The sequence below is a fragment of the Plantactinospora sonchi genome (assembly GCF_036422035.1).
Taxonomy (GTDB): Bacteria; Actinomycetota; Actinomycetes; order Mycobacteriales; family Micromonosporaceae; genus Plantactinospora; species Plantactinospora sonchi.
Genome location: NZ_JAZGQK010000003.1, coordinates 295,029 through 319,758, shown reverse-complemented (window position 1 = coordinate 319,758; position 24,730 = coordinate 295,029). Strand labels below are relative to the sequence as shown.

The window sequence follows — 24,730 nt, the reverse complement described above, 5'->3', positions numbered from 1 at the left end:
GGTATCGCGGCTGCCAGCCGGCATGCCCGCTGCTGACTCACATTGTTCTAGAAGAGCGCCCGGGAGAGCGCCCGCCGAGCGGCCGCCACCGCAGGATCGTCCGGACCGGCGATGGTGAACAGGGACACCAGGTGCTCGCGGGCCGCGTCCCGGTCATCGCCGCTGGTCCGTCGGACGAGTTCGACCAGCCGGGCGTACGCCTGCTCCGCCTGACCGCTGAGCACCTCGATGTCGGCGGCCAGCAACTGCGCCGGTACGTCGTCCGGCGTCGCCTCGGCCGCGGCCAGCGCCGCCGCCGGGTCGACCCCGGTCACCCGCCGGGCCAGCGTCACGTGCGCGAGGCCCGCCTCGGCCGCCGCGTCCGCCGGACTGTCCGACAGGATCTTCCGGTACGCCCGCTCGGCGGTGTCCAGGTCGCCGCTGATAAGTGCGTCGTCGGCCTCGACCAGCCGGGGGTCCTCCGGCGTCTCGACGGCCACGCCACCGGCCTTGAGCAGCGCGGCGATCCACTGCCGCAACTGCGCCTCGGGCTGCACCCCGGTGAACGCGTCCACCGGCTGACCGCCGATGATCGCGACCACCATCGGGATGCCCTGGATCCGGAACATCTGCGCCAGCCGGGGGTTGGCGTCGACGTCGACCTTGGCCAGCACCCAGGCGCCGCCGCCCTCGACGGCGAGTCGTTCCAGCACCGGGGAGAGCTGCTTGCAGGGCTGGCACCATTCGGCCCAGAAGTCGATGACCACGGGGGTGGTCAGCGAGCGTTCGAGTACCTCGGACTGGAAGGTCGCCTCGGTGACGTCGATCACGGCGACCCCGCCCGCACCGCCGCCGGGTGCTCCGGGAGAGACGCCGCCCGGCGTCGGACGGCCGGCGGGCGGAGTGGCGGGAGACTGTGCGGGCGTTTGGGCGGCGCGCAGCGCGCCGAGGTCTACCGCGCCGCGGGTGAAGATCGACGAGGTGATCCGTGGGTCGCTCATGGTTGTCTAGTCTCGCACGCGCGGCCGCTGTCCCAGACGAACCGCCAGTGGACGACAGTCGACCGGACCGGAACCGGACCAGGCACGCCGACGCACCGGACCGCCGACGGTCCGGGTACGCCGACGCACCGGACCGCCGCACGCACGGGTGCGCCGACGCACCGGACCGCCGACGGACCGGGCAGGGCTCGGGTCGGAGGCGGGTCGGTCAGAACCGGGCCGGCTCGCGGTAGACGCCCCACTCGGCCCGCAACGCGTCGCAGATCTCCCCGAGGGTCGCCTCGGCGCGTACCGCGTCCAGCATCGGCGGGATCAGGTTCTCGCCGGTACGGGTCATCTCGACCATCCGGGCCAGCGCCGCCCTCACCACACCGTCGTCCCGGCCGGACTTACGCGCGGCCAGCAGTCGCCGCTGCTCCAGCTCGACCTCGTGCGAGACCCGCATGATCTCCAGCTCCTTGGCGACCGTGCCGGTGTGGCAGTTCACTCCGACGATCTTCTTGTCGCCCTTCTCCAGCGCCTGCTGGTACGTGAAGGCCGCCTCGGCGATCTGGCCGGTGAACCAGCCGTCCTCGATGCCCCGCAGGATGCCCGAGGTCATCGGGCCGATCGGGTGCGGTCCCTCGCCGCCGAGCTGCCGGATCCGGGCGAAGATCTCCTCCGCCTCGGCCTCGATCTTGTCGGTGAGCGCCTCGACGTACCAGGACCCGCCGAGTGGGTCGGCCACGTTGGTGACCCCGGTCTCCTCCATCAGCACCTGCTGGGTACGCAGCGCGATCTCGGCCGAGGAGTCGGTGGGCAGGGCGAGGGTCTCGTCCAGCGCGTTGGTGTGCAGCGAGTTGGTCCCGCCCAGCACCGCGGCGAGCGCCTCGACCGCCGTACGGACCACGTTGTTCACCGGCTGCTGCGCGGTCAGCGACACCCCGGCGGTCTGGGTGTGGAAGCGCAGCCAGAGCGCCCGCTCGTCGGTGGCGCCGTACACCTCGCGCAGCCAGCGGGCCCAGATCCGCCGGGCGGCCCGGAACTTGGCGATCTCCTCGAAGAAGTCGACGTGCGAGTCGAAGAAGAAGCTCAGCCCGGGGGCGAAGACGTTCACGTCCAGGCCACGGCTCAACCCCAGCTCGACGTAGCCGAAGCCGTCCGCCAGGGTGTACGCCAGCTCCTGGGCGGCGGTCGAACCGGCCTCCCGGATGTGGTACCCGGAGACCGAGAGTGGCTTGTAGCGCGGGATGTTCGCCGCGCAGTACTCCATCAGGTCGCCGATCAGTCGCAGGTGCGGCTCCGGGTCGAAGAGCCACTCCTTCTGCGCGATGTACTCCTTGAAGATGTCGGTCTGCAGGGTGCCGTCCAGGGTGGAGAGGGCGGCGCCCTGCCGCTCGGCGGCGACCAGGTACATGCAGAAGACCGGCACCGCCGGGCCGGAGATGGTCATGCTCGTGGTGACCCCGGCCAGGTCGATGCCGTCGAAGAGCGTCTCCATGTCGGCGGCCGAGTCGATCGCCACCCCGCAGTGCCCGACCTCGCCGAGCGCCTGCGGGTCGTCGGAGTCCCGGCCCATCAGGGTCGGCATGTCGAAGGCGACCGAGAGCCCACCGCCGCCGGCGCCGAGGATCATCTTGTAGCGCTCGTTGGTCTGTCGGGCGTTGCCGAAGCCGGCGAACTGCCGGATCGTCCAGGTCCGCCCCCGGTAGCCGGTCGGATACAGCCCCCGGGTGTACGGGTACTCGCCCGGCCAGCCGATCCGGGCGAACCGGGGATCGTCGGTGCCCTCGGGTGGCCCGTACACCGGCTCGACCGGCATCCCGGAGAGGGTCGTGAAGTCCGCGTCCCGCTTCCGGGCCGCGTCGTACCGGGCCTGCCAGCGTTCCCGACCGGCGGCGATCTCGTCCGCGTTCATCATCGCAGTGTAGAGCGCTTCCCTGAACGATCGCTAAGGGCGCAAGGAAGGGCCCCTTCTTATCGCTTTCTGCGGTGAAAGGGGCCCTTCTTAACAGGTGTACGGCGACGGGACGGTCACGCTCCGGCAGCCGCCGGAGGGTTCAGCTCGATGTCGTCGACCTTGACGTTCACCTCGGTGACCTGCAGGCCGTACTTCTCGACCTCCTCGATCACCTTTGCCCGGACCGCCTCGGTCACGTCGGCCACGACCTGCCCGGCCTCGATCACCAGCACGACCTTGATGGACGCGCTGGTCCCCTTCACCTCGGCCGAGACACCCCGTCCGGCGTCGCCCACCTCGTCCAGACCGACCCGGTCCAGCACGTTGTTGAAGAACCGGGCCACGTCCCCGCCGAGTTCGGCGACGCCGGGCACCGAGCGGGCCGCCGTACCGGCGATCTTCTCGATGACCTCTTCGGACACCTCGGTGGCGCCTCGCGGTGCGGCAGCAGGCGCGGCGGCGGGTGCGGCGGCGGGTGCGGCGGCGGGTGCGGCGGTCTCCGCGGCCTGGCCCGCCTCGTTCGGAACCTCGGTCATGCTCTGTCTCTCCCCTGGTCTCGGCAGCCTGACACGGCGCAGTCAGCGTTGACGGAGCCTACTCGGCACGGGCAAACCAGCGGCATGACCTGACGGATTCCCGGCCACCCCCGGTCGGCCGTGCCGGCTTGTTGACGGAGCCGCCGGTCCGGCACCGCCGCTCCGGTGCACGGCGGCGAACCGGGCCGGGCCGACACCGAGATACCGACGGAAGTGCCGGGTCAGGTGGGCCTGGTCGTAGAAGCCGGCGGCCACCGCGACCTCGGCGGGCGGCATTCCGGCCAACAGCAGCCGACGGGCCAGGTCGATCCGGCGACCGGTCAGGTAGCGGTGCGGCGGCAGGCCGTACCGCCGGGTGAAGGCCCGGACCAGGTACGTCGGATGGGCGGTCAGCGTCGCGGCGGCCTCGACCAGGGTGATTCCGCCGGTCAACCGCTCGTCCAACAACTCGCGGAGCCGGCCCGCGACGGTGTCCGGTCGCGACCCCGGCGGACCGCCGGGCCCGTCCGACGGTGACACCGGCGGACCGCCGGGGGGCCGCAGATGGCCGGACAACCGCTCGCGGACGAACGCCAGCCGGCTCTCCGCCTCGAAGACGTCCCCCGGATGTACGAGCGAACGGTGCAACCGGTGGACCCGGTCCCGCAGTTCCGCGTCGGGCAGGCTCGGCGTCGCCACCGCCGCACCGATCAACTCCTCGCCCAGCACGGACGTGTCGAGGTAGAGAACCCGCTTGCGGAACCCGTGCCGGGTCGCCGACCGGCCGTCGTGCGCGACGTGCGGCGGCAACAGGGTGACCGCCGCCCCGACCGCGCCGTGCTCGGTGCGGTCCAGGTCGTACCGGATGGCACCGTCGTCGACGATGAGCAGGGTCCAGGCGTCGTGGGTGTGCGCCGGGTAGGCATGGTCGACAAAGTCGGCGTGGAACACCTCGGCGATGCCGGCCACCGCCGGGCGCCAGGCCGCGACCCGGGTACGCACGTCAGAAACGTACAAGACCGGGGCCCGGCGTACCGGCAGGCTCGGTGGCGTGAACGATCTCCACGAAGCACCGACCACTGTCGAGTCGGCCCCGGCACCGGTCCGGTTCGACAGCAAGATCGCCGTACTGCTCCGGGACGACCTGGCCGGCTGGCAACGGCTCAACGTGACGGCGTTCCTGGTCAGCGGCATCGCCGGAACCGGGCCGGACCTGATCGGCGAGGACTACCAGGACGCGGACGGCACCCGCTACCTGCCGATGTTCCGCCAACCGGTGCTGGTCTTCGCCGGCAGCCGGGACACCGTCGTCGCCGCACACCGACGCGCGGTGGACCGGGGAATCCCGATCAGCGTCTTCACCGCCGACCTTTTCGCCACCGGCAACGACCGGGACAACCGCGCGGCCGTACGGGCGGTGCCGCGCGACCGGCTCGACCTGGTGGGACTGGCCGTACACGGCCCGAAGAACGCCGTGGACCGGATCCTCAAGGGTGCGACCCTGCACCGCTGACGACTGCGCAGCCAGGAACTGACAGGTGTTAGGAAGGGGCCCTTCCTATACAAAAAGCGATAACAGGGGGCCCTTCCTTACAGCTCCAGTTGGTGGAGGAGTTCGGTGGCGGCGGCGTACGGGTCGGTCGTCCCGTCGGCCACCCGGGCGGCGAGCGCGGCCAGCGACGTACCGGAGCGCAGTGAGCCGAGCCGGGCGCGCAGCGTGCCGAGCGCGATCGCCTCGACCTCGGCGGCGGCCCGCGCCTCGCGACGGCGGCGCAGTTCACCGTGTTCGACGAGCCAGCCGCGGTGCTTCTCGATCGCGGCGACGATGTCGTCGATCCCCTCCGCCCGGGCGGCCACCGCGCGGACCACCTTCGGGCGCCACTCACCGGGGCCGCGTTCGCCCAGCGCGATCATGCCCTGGATGTCCCGGACGGTGGCGTCGGCACCGTCCCGGTCGGCCTTGTTCACCACGAACACGTCGGCGATCTCCAGGATGCCGGCCTTGACCGCCTGGATCGCGTCGCCCATCCCGGGGGCGAGCAGGACCAGCGTGGTGTCGGCCAGCGAGGCGACCTCCACCTCGGCCTGGCCGACCCCGACGGTCTCCACCAGTACGACGTCGCAGCCGGCACCCTCCAGCACCCGGACCGCGGCCGGGGTGGCGGCGGCCAGCCCGCCGAGGTGGCCCCGGCTGGACATCGAGCGGATGTAGACACCGGGGTCGGTGGCGTGGTCCTGCATCCGGACCCGGTCGCCGAGGATCGCCCCGCCGGTGAACGGGCTGGACGGGTCGACGGCGAGCACCCCGACCCGGTGGTCCCGGGCCCGCAGCGCCCGGACCAGTTCGTTGGTGGTGGTCGACTTGCCCACCCCGGGTGATCCGGTCAGCCCGATCACCTGGGCCCGGCCGGTGTGCGGCGCCAGTGCCGCCGCGATCTCCGGCAGCAGCTCGTCACCGGACTCGACCAGGGTGATCAGCCGGGCCACCGCCCGGGGGTCACCGGCGCGGGCCCGCTCGACCAGCAGCGGTACGTCCCGGCTCCGCCGCACCGGCACCGGGCGGGCCGGGTCGGCCGGCGCACCCGCCGCCTCAACCGGAGTCGCCTCAGCCGAGGGCGCCTCAGCCGGAGTCGCCCCAGCCGAGGGCGCCTCAACCGGAGTCGCCTCAACCTGCGCCGGTCGCCCGATGGAGCCTGGTGCGGTCACTCCTGGCCGCCGCCCTGGCGGGGAACCCTGATGATCAGGGCGTCGCCCTGTCCACCGCCGCCGCAGAGGGCCGCGGCTCCGGTGCCACCGCCCCGGCGGCGCAGCTCCATGGCGAGGGTGAGGACCAGCCGGGCACCGGACATCCCGATCGGGTGGCCGAGGGCGATCGCCCCGCCGTTGACGTTCACGATCTCGGGGCGTACCCCGAGGTCGCGGGTGGCCTGGATGCCGACCTGCGCGAACGCCTCATTGATCTCGATCAGGTCCAGGTCGGCGACGGTGAGTCCGGCCTTGCCCAGGGCGTGGCTGATCGCGTTGGAGGGCTGCGAGTGCAGCGAGTTGTCCGGTCCGGCGACGTTGCCGTGCGCGCCGATCTCGGCGAGCCAGCTCAGCCCGAGTTCCTCGGCCTTGGCCCGGCTCATCACCACGACCGCGCAGGCGCCGTCGGAGATCGGCGACGAACTGCCGGCGGTGATCGTGCCGTCCGGGGTGAAGGCGGGACGCAGCCGGGCCAGCGATTCGGCGGTGGTCTCCGGGCGTACCCCCTCGTCCTCGCTGATCACCAGCGGATCGCCCTTGCGCTGCGGCACGGTGACCGGAGTGATCTCCTCGGCGAAGGCGCCGTTCTTCTGCGCGGCGGCCGCCTTCTGGTGGCTGGCCGCGGCGAAGGCGTCCTGCTCGGCCCGGGTGATCCCGTGCCGGCTGTTGTGCCGTTCGGTGGACTCGCCCATCGCGCAGCAGTCCCACGCGTCGGTCAGCCCGTCCAGCGCCATGTGGTCCCGGACCACCACGTCGCCGTACTTGTAGCCGGCGCGCTGGCCGAGCAGCAGGTGCGGGGCGTTGGTCATCGACTCCATGCCGCCGGCCACCACGATGTCGAACTCACCGGCCCGGATGAGCTGGTCGGCCAGGGCGATCGCGTCGAGGCCGGAGAGGCAGACCTTGTTGATCGTCAGCGCCGGTACGGACATCGGGATGCCCGCCTCGACCGCCGCCTGCCGGGCCGGGATCTGGCCCGCGCCGGCCTGCAGCACCTGGCCCATGATCACGTACTGCACCTGGTCGGCGGGGACGCCGGCCCGTTCCAGGGCGGCCCGGATCGCGACACCGCCGAGCTTGGTGGCCGGGAAGTCCTTCAGGTTGCCGAGCAGCCGCCCCATCGGGGTACGGGCGCCACCGACGATCACGGAAGCCGGGCGAGCCGGGACCAGGGGAGCTGAAACCATGGGTACTGTCGCCTCCGAGGGGACCTGACGGTACGGCTTAACGATAGTTAGGCCAGACTAGCGTCATGGGTGCTGACGTCCCGGCCGAGCCCGCTGCCGACTATGTCACAGGGATCGGGCTGCTCCGCATCGATCACGTCGGGGTGGCCGTCGCCGACCTCGACGCCGCGATCGACTTCTACCAGCGGGTCTTCGGCATGCGTTGTGTGCACACCGAGACCAACACCGAGCAGGGCGTACGGGAGGCGATGCTGAGCGTCGGCCCGGACCCGGCGGGCGGTTGCGTGCAACTGCTGGCGCCACTGACCCCGGACTCCCCGATCGCCAGGTTCCTGGACCGGAACGGGCCCGGCGTGCAGCAGGTGGCGTACACGGTGGCGGACATCGACGCGGCCGGCGCGGCACTGCGGGAGCGCGGCATGCGGATGCTCTACGAGACGCCGAGGCGGGGCACCGCCGGCTCCCGGATCAACTTCGTGCATCCCCGGGACGCCGGCGGCGTACTGGTGGAACTGGTCGAGCCGGCCGCCGGATAGCCGGGCACCGACCCCCGACCGGCTCAGGGGCGGCCGGGGACGGCCGGGCCGACGCGGCCAGCCGCACCACCCCCGCACCCGGTACGGTCAGCCGGCCTGGCTCGGCAGGGTGTCGTGCGCCTCGACCAGCTCGGCCGGCAGCGGCGCCAGGTCGGTGGCCCGGCGGAAGTCGCCGAGCGTGGTGCCGGTGCACTCCGAGTCGACGTTGTGGGCGCCGGCCCCGGACTCGACGTCGGCCAGGTTGACCGCCCGGAAGTCGATCGAGAACCGGGTCCGGCCCGAGGTGTTCGGCACGGTGGTGTGCAACTGCGCCCCGGAGAAGATCAGCACGCCGCCGGGCGGTGTGATCACCCGCAGGTCCGGCTCGCGTTCGAGGTCCTGCTCCAGCCGGGGCTGTTCCCGGGTCTCGGTGTGCACCTGCTGGGCCGCCGTGGCCCGACCGTACGCGACCCACTCGGCGTAGTTGTAGTTCCGGGAACTGTTCCGCACCCCGGTGCCGAAGTACCTCGGGTGGAAGGCCATCACATTGGACTCCACCACGTCGTACACCGGCATCCAGAAGTTGAGCTGCGACATCGGTGCGGAGAACCAGGTGTCCCGGTGCGACTCGAACTGCAGGGTCAGCCCCGCGTTGAGGTACTCGCTGGTCATCGTGCGCAGCCGGGGCACGTCGAAGTACGTCTGCCCCGGGTCGGCGCCGAGGTCGGAGAGCACACCTCGGACGAGTTCGGCGCTGCGCGGGTGGTTGATGAAGGTCGGCTTCAGGTCGGCCAGCACCCGTACGTAGTCCGGGCCGGCCAGGTGGTGCTGGGCGTCGGGCGGGAAGTGGGGGGCGAACGCCGTCTCGGCCATCTCCCGGGCGAAGGCGACCAGCGCCATCGAGTGCGGCGTCGGCGAGTAGACGAACAGGTCCCCGGCGAAGAGCCTGGCCCGACGTTCCGCGTCGGACATCGGCGAGTCGAAGTGCAGCACCGTCACTGCGGCCTCCTGCGGTAGCTCACGGTAGGTCTGCGCGTCGGTCACGCTAAGCCGCGCCGGGCGGGGCCGGAAGGAGCCGTCGGGTCACCAACCGTGTCGATAATCCGACTGCCTGTGAACCGGTTCGACCGACCGAACCAGGTGAACCGGCCCGGCCAGCGCGTTTAGAGTCGGACGATGCCGTCCCCGCCCCCGGCCGTTCCCGCCTCCCCGGCCGTCGCCGGTGCCGCCGCCCCGACCGTCGCCAGTTCCGCCGTCGGTCCCGGCTCTCCGGCCGTCACCGGCTCTCCGGCGGTCACCGGCCTCCGGCCGTTCCGGTTCACCGCCTCGATGCCCGGGCTGGACCGGCCGGTCACCCGCTGGCGGGACGAGATCCGCCGGATCGAGGACCTCGGCTTCAGCTCGGTCTCGGTCTCCGACCACTTCACCGGCGGCTGGGCGATGGATCCGCTGGTCGCGATGACGGTCGCCGCCGAGGCCACCACCCGGCTACGGGTACTGGGCATGGTGTTCTGCAACGACTTCCGGCACCCGGTGCTGCTGCACAAAACCCTGGCCAACCTCGACGTCTTCTCCACCGGGCGGGTGGAGATCGGGCTCGGCGCCGGCTGGCTGCGGACCGACCACGACGCCGCCGGCCTGCCGTTCGACCCGCCCGGCGTACGGGTGGCCCGGCTGGCCGAGGCGATCGAGGTGCTCGTCGGCCTCTTCGGCGACAAGCCGGTGAGTTTCGCCGGGGAGCACTACCGGGTCACCGAACTGGACGGGCTGCCGAAGCCGGTGCAGCGCCCCCACCCGCCGCTGCTGGTCGGCGGGGGCAGCCGGCGGATCCTCGAACTGGCCGGTCGGCACGCCGACATCGTCGGGATCAACCCGCGGCTCGCCCCGGACGTCGACCCCCTCGCCGCGGTGGCGGAGATGAGTCCGGACCGCTTCGCCCGGAAGGTGGCCTGGGCCCGCGCCGCCGCCTCGGCCGCCGGCCGCGATCCGGGGAGCCTGGAGTTCCAGGTGCGGATGTTCGACGTACGGGTGTCGCACCGGGGCGTCACCCACCACTCCACCTCCAGCCACGCCCGGCTCGCCGACCCCGCCGCCCTGGAAGGTTCGCCGGCGGTGCTGCACGGCGACGTCGAGGAGTGTGTCGACCGGCTGGTCGCGCTCCGCGAGCGGTACGGCGTCAACTACCTGCATCTCGGCGGCAACCTGGACGCCGCCGCCCCGATCGTGGCCCGCCTCGCCGGCCGCTGACCCTCACCCGCGACCCCCGGCCGGTACGGGCACACGGAATGAAGATCATGAAAAAGGTACGGCCGCGCGGCGGGTCGAGTTGACCATGTGAACTGGGCGCGATACAACGTCCCGGCTCTTGCGAAGGCCCCCGGTGTGTCTGCAAGTATGTCCCAATGCCCCAGCAGCAATCCTCCCCTCTCGCGTTCTTCGACAACGCGAACTCGCAGCCAGACTTCACAGTCGCCCTGCGCGGTTACGACCGTGAGCAGGTCAACAGTCACCTCGGCCGGCTGACCGCGGCGCTGCACCAGGCGCAGCAGGACCGGGCCGACGCCGAACAGCGGATGAACGACGCGCAGCGTCGGCTCCGCCAGGCCGAGCAGCGTCTCGCCGCCCTCGAGCAGAAGCTCACCGACACCAACAAGCAGCTCGAAGAGAACAACCGGCCGACCCTCTCCGGCCTGGGTACCCGCGTCGAGCAGATCCTGCGTCTCGCCGAGGAACAGGCCAACGACCACCGTGGCGAGGCCAAGCGCGAGTCGGAGGGCATCCTCTCGGCCGCCCGGCTCGAGGCGCGGGAGATCACCGACAAGGCGCGCGCCGAGGCGGCCGCGATGAAGGCCTCCGCGGAGCGCGAGGCCGGCAGCGTCCGTACCGCCGCCGAGCGGGAGGCCGCCGAGGTCCGGGTGCAGGCCCGTCGTGAGGCGGACACGCTGCGCGCCGACGCCGACCGGGAGACCAAGCAGCTGCGTACGGTGACCGCACACGAGGTCGCCGAGCTGCGGTCCACCGTCGAGCGTGAGGTGGCGACGCTGCGCGCGACCGCCGAGCGGGAGATCACCCAGCAGCGCGCGAAGGCGGCCCGGGAGGCCGAGGAGAAGCGCGCCGAGGCGACCAAGCTGCTCGCCGACGCCCGGGACAAGCGGGACAAGGACCTGCAGGCCCTGGAACTGCAGCTGGCGGAACGCCGGGAGAAGGCCGAGCGCGAGGAGTCCGAGCGGCACGCCGCCCAGGTCGCCCAGACCCAGAAGCTGGTCGCCGAGGCCGAGCAGCGGGCCCGCGCCGCCCAGGACCGGGCGAAGGAGATCGAGCAGCGCGCCGAGGCCCGCCGGGTCGAGTCGGAGCGCACCGCCAACGACACCGTCGACAAGGCCAAGGCACTGGCCGAGAAGACCGTGAACGAGGCCCGGGCCGAGGCCCACCGCCTGCTCACCGAGGCCCGCACCGAGGCGGAGCTGACCACGCAGGCGGCCCGCCGCGAGGTCGAGGACCTCACCCGGCAGAAGGACGCGGTCACCGCGCAGCTCGGCCAGATGCTCTCCGGACTGGCCGGCATCGTGCCCGGCGTCGGCTCGGCGGCACCCGCCGCCACCCCCGCCGCCAAGGCCGAGCCGGAGGCCAAGGCCGCCGAGAAGAGCGACAACGACGAGCGGCTGACCGCCGACGTCGCCAGCTGAACCGACCGACTCGTCGCACGGTCGGACTGCGGGGCAGCAGCACGGCCGGGGCCGTACCGGATCTTCCGGTACGGCCCCGAGCGCTGTCCGCCCACCGGATCGTCCCCACCGTGCCGTAGCGTCTGGTCCGATCAACGCCGCCAGGTATCGCCGCAGAACCGGGCGACCCGTGTGAGGATGGGACCATGTCGTACGGCGAGGACTTGTTCGCCCTGGACGGGGACGTGGCTACGGAGCCGAGCTTCGAGTCGGCCCTGCGGGGCTACGATAAGCGGCAGGTGGACCGGTACGTCGCCGAGGCCGAGAAGGATATTGCCCGGTTGGCGGCGCAGCGCGAGCAGGCGTACGCGCAGATCCACAACCTGGCCGGCCAGGTCGAGGTGCTGCAACGCGACCTGATGGCACTGCGCCGGCAGGTCGGCGTGGTGGACCGTGCCTCGTTCCGGCACCTGGGGCCGGTGGTCGAGCACATCCTGACCCTCGCCGAGGAGCAGGCCGAGGTCATCCACCAGGACGCGGCGCAGGAGATCGAGGCCCGCCGGGCCGAGGCGGAACAGGTCCTCGAGGACGCGCGCCAGCAGGCCGCCGAGGCGCTGCGCGACTTCGAACTCGCGCTCTCCGCCCGCCGGGCCGAGGAGGAGAAGGTCAACAACGCCCGCCGGGCCGAGGCCGAGGCCGCCGTGGCGGCCGCCGCCGAGGAGGCCACCCGACTGCGGGAGGCCGCGCAGGCCGCCTTCGCCAAGGCCCAGCAGGAGAGTTCCGAGCTGCGCAACCGGGCCGCCGAGGAGGCGAACCGGCTACGCGAGGCGAGCCACGCGGCCCACGCCAAGGCGCTGCAGGAGGCCAAGCAGCTGCGGGACACCGCCGAGCAGGAGGCGACCCGGCTGACCGAACGGACCAACCAGGAGACCCAGCAGCTGACCGAGCGGACCGCCCGGGAGGCCGAGCAGGTCGTCGAACGGGCCCGGCAGGAGTCGGCCCGGCTGCGGCACGCGGCCCAGCACGAGGCGAACCGGCTGCGGGACGCCGCCCAGCAGGAGGCGACCCGGTTGCGGGAGGCCGGCCAGGCCGCCCACGCGATGGCCCAGCAGGAGACCCAGCGACTGCTCGACGCCGCGCGGCAGGAGGCGGACCGGACCATCGAGCTCGCCCGGGCGGAGGCGACCCAGCTCCGCGAGGCCGGCCAGGGCACGTACGCGAAGGCGAAGCACGAGGCGACCCAGCTTCGCGAGGCCGGCCAGGCGGCACACGCCAAGGCGACCACGGAGGCGAAGCGGATCACCGAGGAGACCGAGGAACTCGTCCGTCGGTCCCGGGCCGAGGTCGAGGAGTACGCCCAGAAGGTCCGCGCCGAGACCCAGTCGGAGCTGGGCGCCTGGCGGTCCGGGGTCGAGCAGGAGATCAACCGGCGTACCGCCGCCGCCGAGCAGGAGATCGCCGCCCAACGCGAGGCGGCCGAGCAGGAGCTCAACGCCGGCCGGGCGGCCCTCGACGAGGAACTGGCCGCGTACCGGGCCGGGGCGGACCGTGAGTTCAACCAACGTACGGCCGAGCTGGAGCAGTCGATCCAGGAGCGGCAGGCGGAGCTGGAGCAGACGTACCAGACCCGGATGGCGGAGCTGGACCAGGCGTACGAGGAGCGGCGCGCGGAGATCGAGGGCGGCGCCGAGGAGTTGCGCCGCCAGGCCGAGGAGTACGCCGCCCGGATCCGCGCGGAGGCCGAGGAGCACGCCACCGAACTGCGTCGGGAGGCCGAGGAGCGGCTGACCGAGTTGCAGCGGCAGGCGGAGGAGCAGGCCACCGCGTCCCGGCTCCAGTTCGAGGAGTACCTCGCCACCGCGCAGCAGCACCTGGCGACCACCCAGCAGCACCTGGCCACCACGCAGCAGGAGGCGGCGGCCGGACGGCAGCAGTTGGCCGAGGTGATGCAGGAGCTGGCCGAGGCGCAGCAGGCGCTCGCCGACATCCGGCAGGAGACGGTCGCCTCGCGGCAGGAGTCGGACCGGATCCAGCGGCAGTTGGCGGCGGCCCGCGACCAGCTCGGCAACGAGCAGGACCGGCTGACCGGCACGGAGCAGTCGGCTCAGCGGGCCGAGGAGCAGTTGGAGCGGGCCGAGCAGCAGCTGGCCCAGGCCGAGCCGGTGATGCAGCAGCTCGTCGAGGCGGCTGTCGAGCAGGTCTCCGCCGACCTGCGCGCCGACGGTGACCGGCCGGCCCGGGTGACCGACCCGGTGACCAACGGGGCGGACCAGCCGCACGAGGGCGAGCCGACGGTGGCGGCCGTTCCCGGCACCGGCGGACGCGAACCGGTGCCCACCAAGATCACCAGTACCGGTGACTCCGGAAAGCGGAGCGGGAAGCCGACCGTCGAGGACCAGGGCAGCAAGACCAAAGAGGAGCAGGGCAGCAAGACCACCAAGGTCACCGCTGACTCCGAGTGACACCGACAACCGGGATTCGGAATCACCCGCTAACCTGACGGGCCAGGCGTGACGTCGGGAGGTCCGGGTGGAGAACGAGCGGCCAGCGGTGCACGGCGAGGAACCCGCCGGCACGGCCGAGGACGACCGGCCGGCGGTCGACCCGACCGGTGACGAGCGACCGTCCGGCACGGTGCACGAGGACCCCGCCGAAGGCCGGCCGGGACACGGTGACCGGTTCGGGCGACTCGGGCGGCCACTGCACCTCAACCCGTTCCTGATCGGCCTCACCGGCGGTCTGGGGCTGCTGGTGGCGTACCTGATCTACCAGGGGCTGCGCAACGCCGGCTCGATGCTGGTACTCATCTTCATCGCGCTCTTCCTGGCGATCGGGCTGACCCCGGCGGTGGCCCGGCTGCGCCGCTGGGGCCTGCCGCACGGGCTGGCGGTGACGGTGGTGACGCTGAGCCTGCTGGCGCTGCTCGCCGGTGGCGTCTACGCGCTGGTGCCGCCGCTGGTCGGCCAGTCCAGCCAGTTCATCACCGAGTTGCCGAACTACGTCGAGCAGCTGCGCCGCAGCGAGACCGTCAACGACCTCGTCGTCCAGTACGACCTGGTGGAGCGGGTGAAGGCGGCGGCCAGCCAGGAGAACGTCACCCGGGCGCTCGGCGGGGTGTTCGGCGGCGCCCGGTTCGTCTTCGGCGCGATCTTCAACGTGCTGACCGTGCTGGTCCTGACCATCTACTTCATGGCCGCCTTCGACCGGCTCCGCGACCTCGGGTACGGCCTGGTGCCGGCCAGCCGGCGCGAGCGGGTCCAGCTCATCGGGGACGCCATCCTCGCCAAGGTCGGTGCGTACATGGTGGGGGCGCTGGCCATCGCGCTGCTGGCCGGGTTGAGCACCTTCGTCTTCGCGATGATCGTCGGGCTGGCGTACCCGTTCGCGCTCGCCGTGGTGGTGGCGATCTGCGACCTCATCCCGCAGATCGGCGCGACCATCGGCGCGGTGCTGATCAGTCTGGCGGGCTTCGCCACCGACGTGCCGACCGGCATCGCCTGCGTCGTCTTCTTCCTGATCTACCAGCAGTTGGAGAACTACCTGATCTATCCGCGGGTGATGCGCCGTTCCGTCGAGGTCAACGACGTGGCGGCGATCGTCGCGGCGCTGCTCGGGGTGGCCCTGTTCGGGGTGATCGGCGCCCTGGTCGCCATCCCGGCGGTGGCGGCGATCCAGTTGGTGCTGCGCGAGGTGGTGCTGCCCCGGCAGCAGCTCCGCTGACCGGCCGACGGATGCCGCCGCTTGGCGGTGCCCGGTACCCGCATCTGTCCACAATCCGTCTGAATCGAGAATTGTAACCGCTTCAACACGGCTTGTAATATTCATGTCGGGGTCAACAGATCGCACTTCCTGCGGCCACACCCCTCCCGACCAGGGAAGAGCGCCGCGATGGTCATGACGATCATGCCGGCCGGAGCGAGTCGGCGCAGACAGCCGAAATCGGCGGTGGGCGACCTCGTCACGGACGAGTTGCCACCCAAGCCGGTGTGTAACGCGCCCGTGGGGGGTAGCCGTGACCGACACCAACGCCGTGAGACCGACCAAGCCGGGCCCCGTACGCGTACCCGACCGTCCACGCCGCCGGCCGCTGTTCATCGGGGCCTTCTGCCTCACCCTGGCGGTCCTCGCCACCAGCGGATACCTGGTGCTGTCCATGACCGGGCAACCGGTCCGGACCGCACCCCTGGTGCTCGACGAGGCCGGCACGGTCTTCTGGGGGCAGACCGTCAACCGCCCGATCGAGGTGGCCGCGAACAGCATCACCATCCGGCGGGTGACGGTACGCGCCGGCGGTGCGGCCGCCGTCGTGATCCGTCCCGGGGTGGTCGGCACCCTGCTCGAGGACAGCACCATCCAGTGCGTCTCCGCCGGTACCGACGGGATCGGACCCGGTGGCTACTCGGCGCTGCGGGTCCGGGTCAAGGGCTGCCGCGAGGCGTTCCGGCAGACTGAGGCCAACCCGGCCACCGTCGTCGAGTCACAGCAGGACGGCCGTCCGTACCCGGGTGGGGCGCCGGCAAGCCCGATCGGCCCGATCCCGGACCCGGCCGCCGCGGCCAGGATGGCGAACGAACCGGTGTACGCCCCGGCGCAGACCCCGCCCACTCCGATCACGTACTGGCCGAGCGCGGCGAACACCGGGGTGCCGACCGGTACCGCGCTGCGCAACTCCGGCTCGCTCAGTCTCCGTACCGCCGGTCAGGTGGTCAGCGGGCTGAACATCGTCGGCTGTGTCACCGTCGCCGCCGCCAACGTCCAGATCCTCCGGTCCAGGATCACCTGCAACAGCACCACGTACTCGATCCGGACCCTGACCGGGACGACCAACCTGCTGATCCAGGATGTCGAGATCAACGGCATGGGCAAGAACTCGGCCTCGATCTGCTGCGGTGACTACACGCTGAACCGGGCCAACATCTACAACATGATCGACGGCCCCCGGCTCAGCACCAACACCCGGGTACTGAACTCCTACATCCACAGCCTGGCCCGGGTGCCCAACTCGCACAACGACGTCCTGCAGAGCACCGGCGGCAACAACATCCTGATCCGGCACAGCACGCTGCTGTCGTACAACCCGGTCACCGGCGACCCGTTCAACTCGTGCCTGACGATCGGCTCGGAGACCGCACCGACGCTGACCAACCTGACCTACGAGGACAACTACTGCAACGGCGGGAACTACTCGATCGGGATCAGTCCCCGGCTGATCGGTTCCAACATCCTGTTCCGGAACAACAAGTACGGCCGCAACTACCGGTACGGCGTCGTCTCCGGCTGGAACCGGGCCGGGGTGACCTGGGACCGGCCCACGAACGTCTACTTCGACAACGGGCTGCCGGTGGTCTGAGCCGACGCGGAGCCGTTCGGCCCCGCTGGTCCGGGTACCGCCGCCGAGCCGGATCGGGCGGCCGGCGGTCGGTACGGGGTCAGCACGGCGGGCTCACGCAGCCGCTTGCGTCCGATCCGGCGCAGCGTACCCAGGGTCGATCGGAGCTTCTCGGCCAGCGACAGGTGCCGCCACCAGATCCCGGCCATCGGCAGGTGCCGGAACCGGGGCGCGGGCAGCCCGACCGCCCGCAGGGTGGTGACCCGGCCCCAGACCGCTCCCCGGGCGCCGAGCAGGTTCGGCTGCGAGGCCGGCAGGATCGTCGGGGCCACCGGGGTCAGCACCAGGGCTCCGGCCGCGATCGCCGCCTCGACCAGCCGTACCCCGCGCTCGGTGCGGGCCAGCACCAGTGACTGTCCCGGGTCGTCGCCGGTCGGCCGGTACCACGGGTCGCCGACCGCGACGTCGGCGAACTCGCCCGTGTGGTCAGGGCAGAGATAGCAGCGCCACTGCCGGTGCTTCTGCAGGATGTCGCCCCAGGACTCGGCGTAGCTGAGTTCGCGACGCCGCTCCGGCGGGTCGTCGGTCAGCCGGGCCCGGGCCGCCCCGGGCCACCCACTGCCCCGGTAGTGCACCGATTCCAGCCCGGTCGGGTCCTCGACGCCGAGCCGGTCCAGCATCTCCAGGGTGCCCCGGGTGGTCGGGGTGCCGGCGCAGAAGATCGCGATGGTCAGCCCGAGTCGCCGGTCCAGCTCCGGCCGCAGTCGCCGGGCCATCCGGACCGCCGCCACGTCACACGGCTTGCCGACGAAGACACAGGGTCCCTCGGCGTTCTCCACCAGGTCCAGCCGGTCGCAGGGGCTGGCCGGGGCGTACCGCGAGCCGGCGTTGGCCAGCAGCTCGGCGGGGCTGCGGGACAGCCGGGTCTCGTTCAGGTACGGCACGTCGGCGCGGGCCCCGATGTGCAGCACCCCGGCCATCCCCTCCCCGGTGAGGCAGTGCCCGGCCAGCGCGGTCGCCACGCCGCCGCTGCTGCCGGCGTACCGGATCGCCGGGTCGGCGGCGTAGCCCTCCCAGATCGCCCGGACCGGTCCCCAGGCGGACCGTAGCTCGGCGATCTCGCCCGGTTCCGGGCGGCGGGTCTCGTGCCCCAGCCCGGCACCCGGGCAGCAGCCGAGTGCGGCCGCGGCGCCGGAGGAGCCAGCGGCGGCGGGCGCGGTGTTGCCGTTGCGGACCGGGGTGATCGGCAGCGGACGCCGGCCGTGGTCGAGCACGTCGACCATCCGCACCTCGTCCGGGGCCAGGTAGGCGCAGACCCCGCAGCCGGTGCAGAGCTTGCCCGACGCCACGTCGTGCACGGTGCGCGGCCGGCGCATCAACGCGCCCCGACCGTGGCCCGGCGCTGGTACTCCGCCCGGGCCACCGCGACGATCTCGTCCATCTGGGCGGCCGCCCGGGCGACCGCGACCGGGGTCCGGACCGCCAGTTCGGCGGCCGACCGCTCCCGTTCGGTCCAGGACCGCCAGAGCGCGTCGAGCAGGTCGTCGTCGCCGAGCCGGCGGGCGTCCGCGACGTGCCGATGCTGCCCGACGCTGGCGAAGACCCCGCGCGCCTTGTCGCTGTACGCCACGATCGCCGCCGGAACCGCCGAGGAGAGCGCGGCGATGGTGGCGTGCATCCGCATCCCGCAGAACCAGCTGGTCCGGGCGATCACCCACTTCGTCTGGTGCGGGTCGAGCCCGGCCGGGGAGAGCGCCACCCGCTCGCCGTACCGGGCGGCGAGGGTGGTGTAGAGCCGTTCGCTGGCCACCCGGTCGTCGTCGGTGCCGTGTGGGGTGAGCACGTGCGGCACGATGATCAGCCGGTGGTCGGAGTGGTCGAGCAGGCGTACGCAGAGCTGCTCGGCGACCCGGTGGCCGTCCCCGGCCAGGCCGAACTGGGTACGCCCCTCGGGACGGGTGATCAGTCCGCTGACGTTGACCCCGGCGACCGGCCCGGGTGCGGCGTCGAACCACCCGTTCAGGAACTCGACCGCCGGCTCGTCCGGCTGCCGGGGTTCCAGACCGAAGGCGACGTCCACCCCCTGCCGGTGCCGGGACGGGTCGAGGTCCGGGCCGAGCAGGTCGGCCAGGGCGGCGAAGCTGTCCGGGTCCCGGGCCCAGGCCATCGTCGCGCCCCGGGTCAGCGCCGCCGCCTCGGCCCGCAGCCGGGCCCCCCGGAACGGCCCGTACGTCTGCGGCAGCAGCACCAGCGGCCGGCGGCGCAGCAGGGACAGCCGTTTCGGCCAGGCCACCGTCCGGAACCGGTGCTCGCCGTAGATGTCGCTGAAGCTGTCGCCGCCGCTGACGTCGAGCACCACGTCGGCGGCGTCGATCCGGGCCAGCCCGGCGTTGCCGAGCCCGCCGAGCGCGGCACTGATCCGCATGTTCAGATAGGACTCCGGCCGGTGGTAGCGGCGCGAGTGCCGGGCTCCGGCCAGCCCGATCGGCACCGGCCGGCCGGCGACGAAGGTGTGTCCCCGGCGCTGTCCCCAGCCGTCGTCGAAGACGGTGACCTCGGCACCCGGCTCCCGGGCCAGCAGCCCGGCCAGCGTCGACGCGCGCAACGCGCCGACGCCGAGGTTGAGGTTGGCCCCGGGTACGCCGAACAGGCAGGCCGCCAGCGGCCGTCGGGTCCCGTCCACATCGGTCACCGCGTCTCGGGTCACAGTTCGATCACCGCTTTCTCGCACCGGAACGCCTCGGCGTACCGGGACCGGCACTCCATTCCCCGCAGCCGGGCCAACCCGAGGAACACCTCGTCGTCCCACCAGTCCCGGGCCTTCTGCGACGGATAGCAGGCGTGCAGCAGCTCGATCTTGCGCCGCACCCGCTCGCCGGTCAGCGGAAGGTAGATGTTGGGCCGCCTCAGGTCCCCGTCCCACTTGGGAATCTCGTAGTACAACACCGTGGCGTCCCGGAACGATGTGGGCACCAGCGCACCGAGTGTGTGGTGATCCTGGTGGGCGTCGTCCGGGCCGGGTGCGACGACCAGGTCGGGGGCGAGTGTCGCGGCCGCCTCCTCGACGACCTGTTTCGCCTCCGCCCACCGGGCCGGCACCCGGCCGTCCGGCAGGTCGTGCAGGGCGAAGCTCAGCCGCGCGTCGGGCAGGAACGCGGCCGCCGCCGCCCGCGCCTCGGCCTGACGGTGCGGCGATCCGGTCAGGAGCACGTAGTGCACCCGCAGCCCGGGCACCTCCGCGAGGGTGAGCAGCAGCCCGCCGGCACCGATCTCGATGTCGTCCGGGTGGGCACCGAGCAGCACCACCGAGCGCACCGCGCCCAGTCGCAGAGGTGTCATCAGCCGAGGACCGGTTCCAGGCCGGCCGACACCCGCTGCCGGTTGCGGTGGGGGTCCCAGAGCATCCACGGGCAGCGGGCCGAGTGGTACAGCTCCTCCAGCTCGGCCCGGTCCTTGAAGGTGTCGGCGGCCCGCCAGAACCCGGTGTACCGCTGGGCGATCAGCCGACGCTGCGGCAGCAGCCGGTCGAACCCGTGCGGGACCAGGTCCTCGCCCTCGCGGAGCACGTCGAAGATCTCCGGGCGGAGCACGAAGTAGCCGCCGTTCTCCCACTGCATCAGCTCGCGGATCGGGCGTACCCGGGTCACCTGGTCACCGGCGGTGACGTCGATGACGTGGTGGGTCGACTGCACCGGTACGGCGAGCAGGCTGGCCACCGCGTCGGTGTGCCGGAACCGGCCGATCATCTCCGGCAGCGGGGCGTCGGTGAGGGTGTCGGCGTAGTTGGCCAGGAACATCTCGTCGTCCTCGACGTACCGGCGGACCCGCATCAGCCGTTCCCCGATGCTGGTGCCGAGGCCGGTGTTGATGAAGGTGATGTTCCAGTCGGTGATGTCGGCGGAGAAGAGCCGGATGTTCCGGCCGTCCATGGCCAGGCTGAAGTCGTTGGAGAGGGTCTCGTCGTACCGGAGGAAGTAGTCCTTGACCGCGGCGGCGCCGTAGCCGAGACAGAGGATGAAGTCGGTGTGGCCGAAGTGCGCGTAGTAGCGCATCACGTGCCAGAGCAGCGGGCGGTCGCCGATCATCGCCATCGGCTTGGGCGCGGAGGCGGCGTCCTCCCGCATCCGCATGCCGAGGCCGCCGCAGAAGAGCACGACCTTCATGGGTATCCCCGCCAGGGGCCGCTCATCAGACCACCTCCAGGGTGGGGATCGGGAAGACCAGCCGGCCACCCCAGTGCCGGACGTAGGCCAGTTGGGCGGAGATCTCGGTACGCAGGTTCCACGGCAGCACCAGGACGTAGTCGGGGCGGTCCTCGGCGATCCGTTCCGGGGCGTGGATCGGGATGTGCGTGCCGGGCAGGAAGAGTCCCTGCTTGTGCGGACTCCGGTCGACGGTGTATTCGAGCAGGTCGGCGCGGATGGCGCAGTGGTTCAGCAGGGTGTTGCCCTTGCCCGGGGCGCCGTAGCCGACCACCCGCCTGCCCTGGGCCCGGGCGGTCAGCAGGAAGTCGAGCAGGTCCCGTTTGATGTCGAAGACCGCGTCGGCGAAACCGAGGTGCCCGACGACGGTGTGCAGCCCCGCCTCCGCCTCGGCGTCCAGCACCGACTTGACGTTCCCGGAGGGTTCGCCGGCCGCCGCCGCCGGCCGGGCGTGCACCCGCAGCGAGCCGCCGTGCGAGGAGAGTTCGTCCACGTCGATCACGATCAGGCCGGCGGTGCCGAGGGCCCGCTGGGCGGTACGCAGCGTCAGGTACTGGTAGTGCTCGTGGTAGATGGTGTCGTACTGCCGGCGCTCGATCAGCCGCAGCAGGTGCGGGAACTCGCAGGTGACCAGCCCGGTCGGCTTGACCAGGGCGGCCAGTCCGGCGGTGAAGCCGATCAGGTCGGGGACGTGCGCGTACACGTTGTTGGCGGCCACCAGGTCGGCCCGGCCGTACCGGTCGGCCAGCTCGACACCGGTGCTAGCGCCGAGGAACCGCACCTCGGTCCGGATCCCCCGGTCGCGGGCCACCTCGGCGACGTTGCCGGCCGGTTCGACGCCGAGCACCGGAATGCCCCGGTTGACGAAGTGCTGCAACAGGTACCCGTCGTTGCTGGCCACCTCGGTGACCAGGGAGTCCGGCCCGAGGCCGAGGGTCTCGACCATGGTGTCGGCGTACCGGCGGGCGTGCGCGACCCAGGAGTCCGAATAGGAGGAGAAATAGGCGTAGTCGGAGAATATTTCCTCACCGGTCACGTACGCCGGGAGTTGGACGAGCAGACACTGCGAACAGATCCGTACGTGCAGTGGATAGAACGTCTCCGCCGAATCGAGGCGGTCGGCGGGAAGATAACTCTCGCAGAGCGGGGACATGCCCAGGTCGACAAAAGTCTCGGTCAATACCGCGGCACACAGCCGGCATTTGGCAACGGTCATGCCCCACCCACCCCGATTTGATCGGAATAACCGGCGTGGCGCCCGCCCGCCTGGGTCACGCTAACCAGGGGTCCGGGACGGCCGGGGTGGTTCAGTAAAAAGTCCGACAATAGCCGGGCGCCTCGAAGGGCCACCCATAAACTCGCCTTCTCACCCGGGCGACGACGGGAGCTTTGCCGTGCGTGTTCTCGTGACCGGTCACCATGGTTACCTCGGCGGCGTACTCACCCCACTGCTCCAGGCCGCCGGCCACGAGGTGACCGGCCTGGACACCGACTACTACCTGGACTGTCTGCTCGGGCCGCCGCCGGGCGGGATCCCGACGCTGCGCCGGGACCTGCGGGACGTGACGGCCGGGGACTGTGCGGGCTTCGACGCGGTCTGTCACCTGGCCGCGCTCTGCAACGACCCGATCGGCAACCTGAACCCGGAGCTGACGTACGAGGTCAACCACCGGGCCACCGTCCGGCTGGCCCATGCGGCGAAGGCGGCCGGAGTGACCCGGTTCCTCTTCTCCTCCTCGTGCAGCCTCTACGGCGCCGGCCCGGACGACCGGCCGCTGGACGAGGACGCCGGCTTCAACCCGATCACCCCGTACGGCGAGTCGAAGATCCTCGCCGAGCAGGACCTGGCCGCCCTCGCCGACGACACCTTCTCCCCGGTCTTCCTGCGCAACGCGACGGCGTACGGCTTCTCCCCCCGGCTCCGGGGCGACCTGGTGGTCAACGACCTCACCGCGCACGCCCTGCTCACCGGCGAGGTACGACTGCTCTCCGACGGCTCGGCGTGGCGGCCGTTGGTGCACGCCGAGGACATCGCGGCGGCCTTCCTGGCGCTGCTGGAGGCGGATCGGTCCACCATTCACGGCCGGGCCTACAACATCGCGGTGACCAGCGAGAACTACCTGATCCGGGACGTCGCGGAGCTGGTCGCCGAGGTGGTGCCGGGGTCGACGGTGACCTTCGCCGGCGGCGCCTCGGCGGACGCCCGCAACTACCGGGTCAGCGGCGACCGGGTGGTCGCGGAGGTGCCCGGCTTCCGGCCCCGGTGGACGGTGCGCAAGGGCATCGAGGAGCTGGTCGAGGCGTACCAGCGGCACGGGCTGACCATCGAGACGTTCCGCGGCGAACGGCACCAGCGGCTGCGCCGGATCCGGGCGTTGACCGAGGCGGGCCGGCTGGACCGTGACCTCCGGTGGACGGCTGCGGAGGCCCGGTGACCGAGCCGGTACGTTGCGCCGCCTGCGGCCGGCACGATCTGCTCCCCTTCGCCGACCTGGGCGACATCCCGGTCCTCTGCGGGGTGCACTTCGCCGGTCGGGACGAGGCGCTGGCCAGTCCGCTGGGCCGGATGCGGCTGGGGCACTGTCCAGGATGCGGATACGTGCGCAACCTCGCCTTCGATCCGGCCGTTCTGGTCTACGACACCACCATGGACACGAATCTGCACCACTCCCCGGCGTTCCAGTCCTTCTCGGCGGAACTGGTCAAGCACCTCGCCGAGCGGTTCCCGCTGCGCGGCGGCACGGTGCTGGACGTCGGCTGCGGGCAGGGCGAGTTCCTCCGCGAGCTGTGCCAGGTGGCCGGCTGCCGGGGTGTCGGCTACGACGCGATGTACGCCGGTCCGGTCGGCCCCGACCCGTCGGGTGCGGTCCTGCACGCCGGCCACGCCCCGCTGGACGACCGGACACCGGCGTTCGACCTGGTCACCTCCCGGCACTGGTTCGAGCACCTGGACGACCCGTACGGCTTCCTCGTGCGACTGCGCGAACTGGCCGGCGACCGACCGGTCCACGGCTACCTGGAGGTGCCGGACGCCGGCTACGACCTGGCCACCGCCGGCTGGGAGGTGATCTATCCGCACGTCTCCTACTTCGACGGGTACTCGCTGTGCCGGATCGCCGAACGGGCCGGCTGGCGGGTGGAGGCGACCGGGCGGCTCTTTTCCGGCATGTTCCGGTTCGTCGAGATCTCGGTCAACGCGGCCGGTCCCGGCCGGGAGGCGGTCCCGGTCGACCCCACCGGCCCGGTGTCGGGTGCGGTCGAGGCGGCCGGTCCGGCGGACCGGGATCGGCAACTCGCCTCGATCGCCGGCTTCGCGCGGCGGCACGCCGCCGAACGGGACCGCTGGCGGGGCACGATCGACCGGCTCATCCGCGCCGGTGACCGGCCGGTGCTCTGGGGCGCCGGCTCCCGTGGCGTGCAGTTCCTGCACCTGGCCGACCCGGACCGGCGGCTCGCCGCGGTGGTCGACGTCAACCCGCGCAAGTGGGGCCGGTTCCTGCCGGTGACCGGGCACGAGGTGACCGCGCCGGAGACCGTCGCCGGGCTCGGCACCCGCACGGTGATCATTACCAACCCCGCCTACCGGACCGAGATCAACGCCGCGTTGCGCCAGCTCGGGGTGTACGCCGACCTGCTGGTCGCCTGAGGCGGAG

21 protein-coding genes are annotated in these 24,730 nt (G+C 72.0%); 9 read left to right on the top strand and 12 right to left on the bottom strand.

The window, feature by feature from the left end; translation table 11 throughout:
- Nucleotides 1-47: 47 nt before the first annotated feature.
- From V1633_RS04830 to V1633_RS04815, 4 genes are all read right to left on the bottom strand, one after another.
- Nucleotides 48-980: a tetratricopeptide repeat protein gene (locus V1633_RS04830; protein WP_331212930.1), complete on the bottom strand. Its 933-nt coding sequence runs from the start codon at nt 978-980 to the stop codon at nt 48-50.
- Nucleotides 981-1,188: 208 nt separating this feature from the next.
- Nucleotides 1,189-2,877 carry an acyl-CoA mutase large subunit family protein gene (locus tag V1633_RS04825; protein WP_331212929.1) on the bottom strand — a complete coding sequence of 563 codons (1,689 nt, stop codon included), beginning with the start codon at nt 2,875-2,877 and terminating at the stop codon, nt 1,189-1,191.
- Nucleotides 2,878-2,993: 116 nt separating this feature from the next.
- The gene (locus V1633_RS04820) at nt 2,994-3,455 is read right to left on the bottom strand and encodes an Asp23/Gls24 family envelope stress response protein (RefSeq protein ID WP_331212928.1); all 462 of its coding nucleotides are present in this window, start codon (nt 3,453-3,455) and stop codon (nt 2,994-2,996) included.
- Nucleotides 3,456-3,497: 42 nt separating this feature from the next.
- The gene (locus V1633_RS04815) at nt 3,498-4,436 is read right to left on the bottom strand and encodes a helix-turn-helix transcriptional regulator (protein ID WP_331212927.1); all 939 of its coding nucleotides are present in this window, start codon (nt 4,434-4,436) and stop codon (nt 3,498-3,500) included.
- 49 nt (nt 4,437-4,485) lie between these two features.
- Here V1633_RS04815 and V1633_RS04810 point away from each other — a divergent pair, with 49 nt between their 5' ends.
- Nucleotides 4,486-4,947 carry a DUF2000 domain-containing protein gene (locus tag V1633_RS04810; RefSeq protein ID WP_331212926.1) on the top strand — a complete coding sequence of 154 codons (462 nt, stop codon included), beginning with the start codon at nt 4,486-4,488 and terminating at the stop codon, nt 4,945-4,947.
- 77 nt (nt 4,948-5,024) lie between these two features.
- On the opposite strand, the gene meaB is transcribed toward V1633_RS04810, so the two are convergent.
- Entirely contained in the window at nt 5,025-5,990 is a 966-nt protein-coding gene (meaB, locus tag V1633_RS04805; protein ID WP_331212925.1) for a methylmalonyl Co-A mutase-associated GTPase MeaB, read from the bottom strand.
- Between the two features lie 146 nt (nt 5,991-6,136).
- Complete coding sequence (locus V1633_RS04800; RefSeq protein ID WP_331212924.1) at nt 6,137-7,366, bottom strand: acetyl-CoA C-acetyltransferase; 1,230 nt, start codon at nt 7,364-7,366, stop codon at nt 6,137-6,139.
- A 65-nt stretch (nt 7,367-7,431) separates the two neighbouring features.
- Between V1633_RS04800 and mce the strand changes: the two genes are divergently transcribed.
- Nucleotides 7,432-7,902, top strand: coding sequence for a methylmalonyl-CoA epimerase (mce, locus tag V1633_RS04795; RefSeq protein WP_331212923.1), 471 nt, complete (start codon nt 7,432-7,434; stop codon nt 7,900-7,902).
- A gap of 87 nt (nt 7,903-7,989) precedes the next feature.
- On the opposite strand, the gene V1633_RS04790 is transcribed toward mce, so the two are convergent.
- Nucleotides 7,990-8,880, bottom strand: a complete 891-nt coding sequence (locus V1633_RS04790) for a phytanoyl-CoA dioxygenase family protein (RefSeq protein WP_331212922.1) — start codon at nt 8,878-8,880, stop codon at nt 7,990-7,992.
- 177 nt (nt 8,881-9,057) lie between these two features.
- On the opposite strand from V1633_RS04790, the gene V1633_RS04785 reads away from it, so the two are divergent.
- The 5 genes from V1633_RS04785 (at nt 9,058) to V1633_RS04765 (ending at nt 16,896) form a co-directional block, all read left to right on the top strand.
- Nucleotides 9,058-10,128, top strand: a complete 1,071-nt coding sequence (locus tag V1633_RS04785) for a TIGR03621 family F420-dependent LLM class oxidoreductase (RefSeq protein ID WP_331212921.1) — start codon at nt 9,058-9,060, stop codon at nt 10,126-10,128.
- A 155-nt stretch (nt 10,129-10,283) separates the two neighbouring features.
- Nucleotides 10,284-11,567: a coiled-coil domain-containing protein gene (locus V1633_RS04780; RefSeq protein ID WP_331212920.1), complete on the top strand. Its 1,284-nt coding sequence runs from the start codon at nt 10,284-10,286 to the stop codon at nt 11,565-11,567.
- A gap of 185 nt (nt 11,568-11,752) precedes the next feature.
- The gene (locus tag V1633_RS04775) at nt 11,753-14,008 is read left to right on the top strand and encodes a coiled-coil domain-containing protein (protein ID WP_331212919.1); all 2,256 of its coding nucleotides are present in this window, start codon (nt 11,753-11,755) and stop codon (nt 14,006-14,008) included.
- A gap of 172 nt (nt 14,009-14,180) precedes the next feature.
- Nucleotides 14,181-15,266, top strand: a complete 1,086-nt coding sequence (locus V1633_RS04770) for an AI-2E family transporter (RefSeq protein ID WP_331213140.1) — start codon at nt 14,181-14,183, stop codon at nt 15,264-15,266.
- A gap of 310 nt (nt 15,267-15,576) precedes the next feature.
- Entirely contained in the window at nt 15,577-16,896 is a 1,320-nt protein-coding gene (locus V1633_RS04765; RefSeq protein WP_331212918.1) for a hypothetical protein, read from the top strand.
- Here the strand turns inward: V1633_RS04765 and V1633_RS04760 are convergent.
- From V1633_RS04760 to V1633_RS04740, 5 genes are read right to left on the bottom strand one after another with little or no spacing between them, the layout of a single operon-like run.
- Nucleotides 16,866-18,251, bottom strand: coding sequence for a Coenzyme F420 hydrogenase/dehydrogenase, beta subunit C-terminal domain (locus tag V1633_RS04760; RefSeq protein ID WP_331212917.1), 1,386 nt, complete (start codon nt 18,249-18,251; stop codon nt 16,866-16,868). The two genes, V1633_RS04765 and V1633_RS04760, sit on opposite strands and share 31 nt — an antisense overlap.
- Nucleotides 18,251-19,582, bottom strand: a complete 1,332-nt coding sequence (locus V1633_RS04755) for a polysaccharide pyruvyl transferase family protein (protein ID WP_331212916.1) — start codon at nt 19,580-19,582, stop codon at nt 18,251-18,253. Before V1633_RS04755 ends, V1633_RS04760 begins: the two co-directional genes overlap by 1 nt.
- Nucleotides 19,579-20,214, bottom strand: coding sequence for a PIG-L deacetylase family protein (locus tag V1633_RS04750; RefSeq protein WP_331212915.1), 636 nt, complete (start codon nt 20,212-20,214; stop codon nt 19,579-19,581). The genes V1633_RS04755 and V1633_RS04750 overlap by 4 nt, the downstream gene beginning before the upstream one ends.
- Complete coding sequence (locus V1633_RS04745; protein WP_331212914.1) at nt 20,214-21,038, bottom strand: glycosyltransferase family protein; 825 nt, start codon at nt 21,036-21,038, stop codon at nt 20,214-20,216. Before V1633_RS04745 ends, V1633_RS04750 begins: the two co-directional genes overlap by 1 nt.
- A gap of 25 nt (nt 21,039-21,063) precedes the next feature.
- On the bottom strand, nt 21,064-22,293 hold the full coding sequence (locus V1633_RS04740; RefSeq protein WP_331212913.1) for a class I SAM-dependent methyltransferase: 1,230 nt from the start codon (nt 22,291-22,293) through the stop codon (nt 21,064-21,066).
- 178 nt (nt 22,294-22,471) lie between these two features.
- Between V1633_RS04740 and V1633_RS04735 the strand changes: the two genes are divergently transcribed.
- A complete protein-coding gene (locus tag V1633_RS04735; protein WP_331212912.1) occupies nt 22,472-23,512 on the top strand; it encodes an NAD-dependent epimerase/dehydratase family protein in 1,041 nt (346 codons plus the stop codon).
- The gene (locus V1633_RS04730) at nt 23,509-24,723 is read left to right on the top strand and encodes a class I SAM-dependent methyltransferase (protein ID WP_331212911.1); all 1,215 of its coding nucleotides are present in this window, start codon (nt 23,509-23,511) and stop codon (nt 24,721-24,723) included. Before V1633_RS04735 ends, V1633_RS04730 begins: the two co-directional genes overlap by 4 nt.
- The last annotated feature ends 7 nt before the right edge of the window (nt 24,724-24,730 follow it).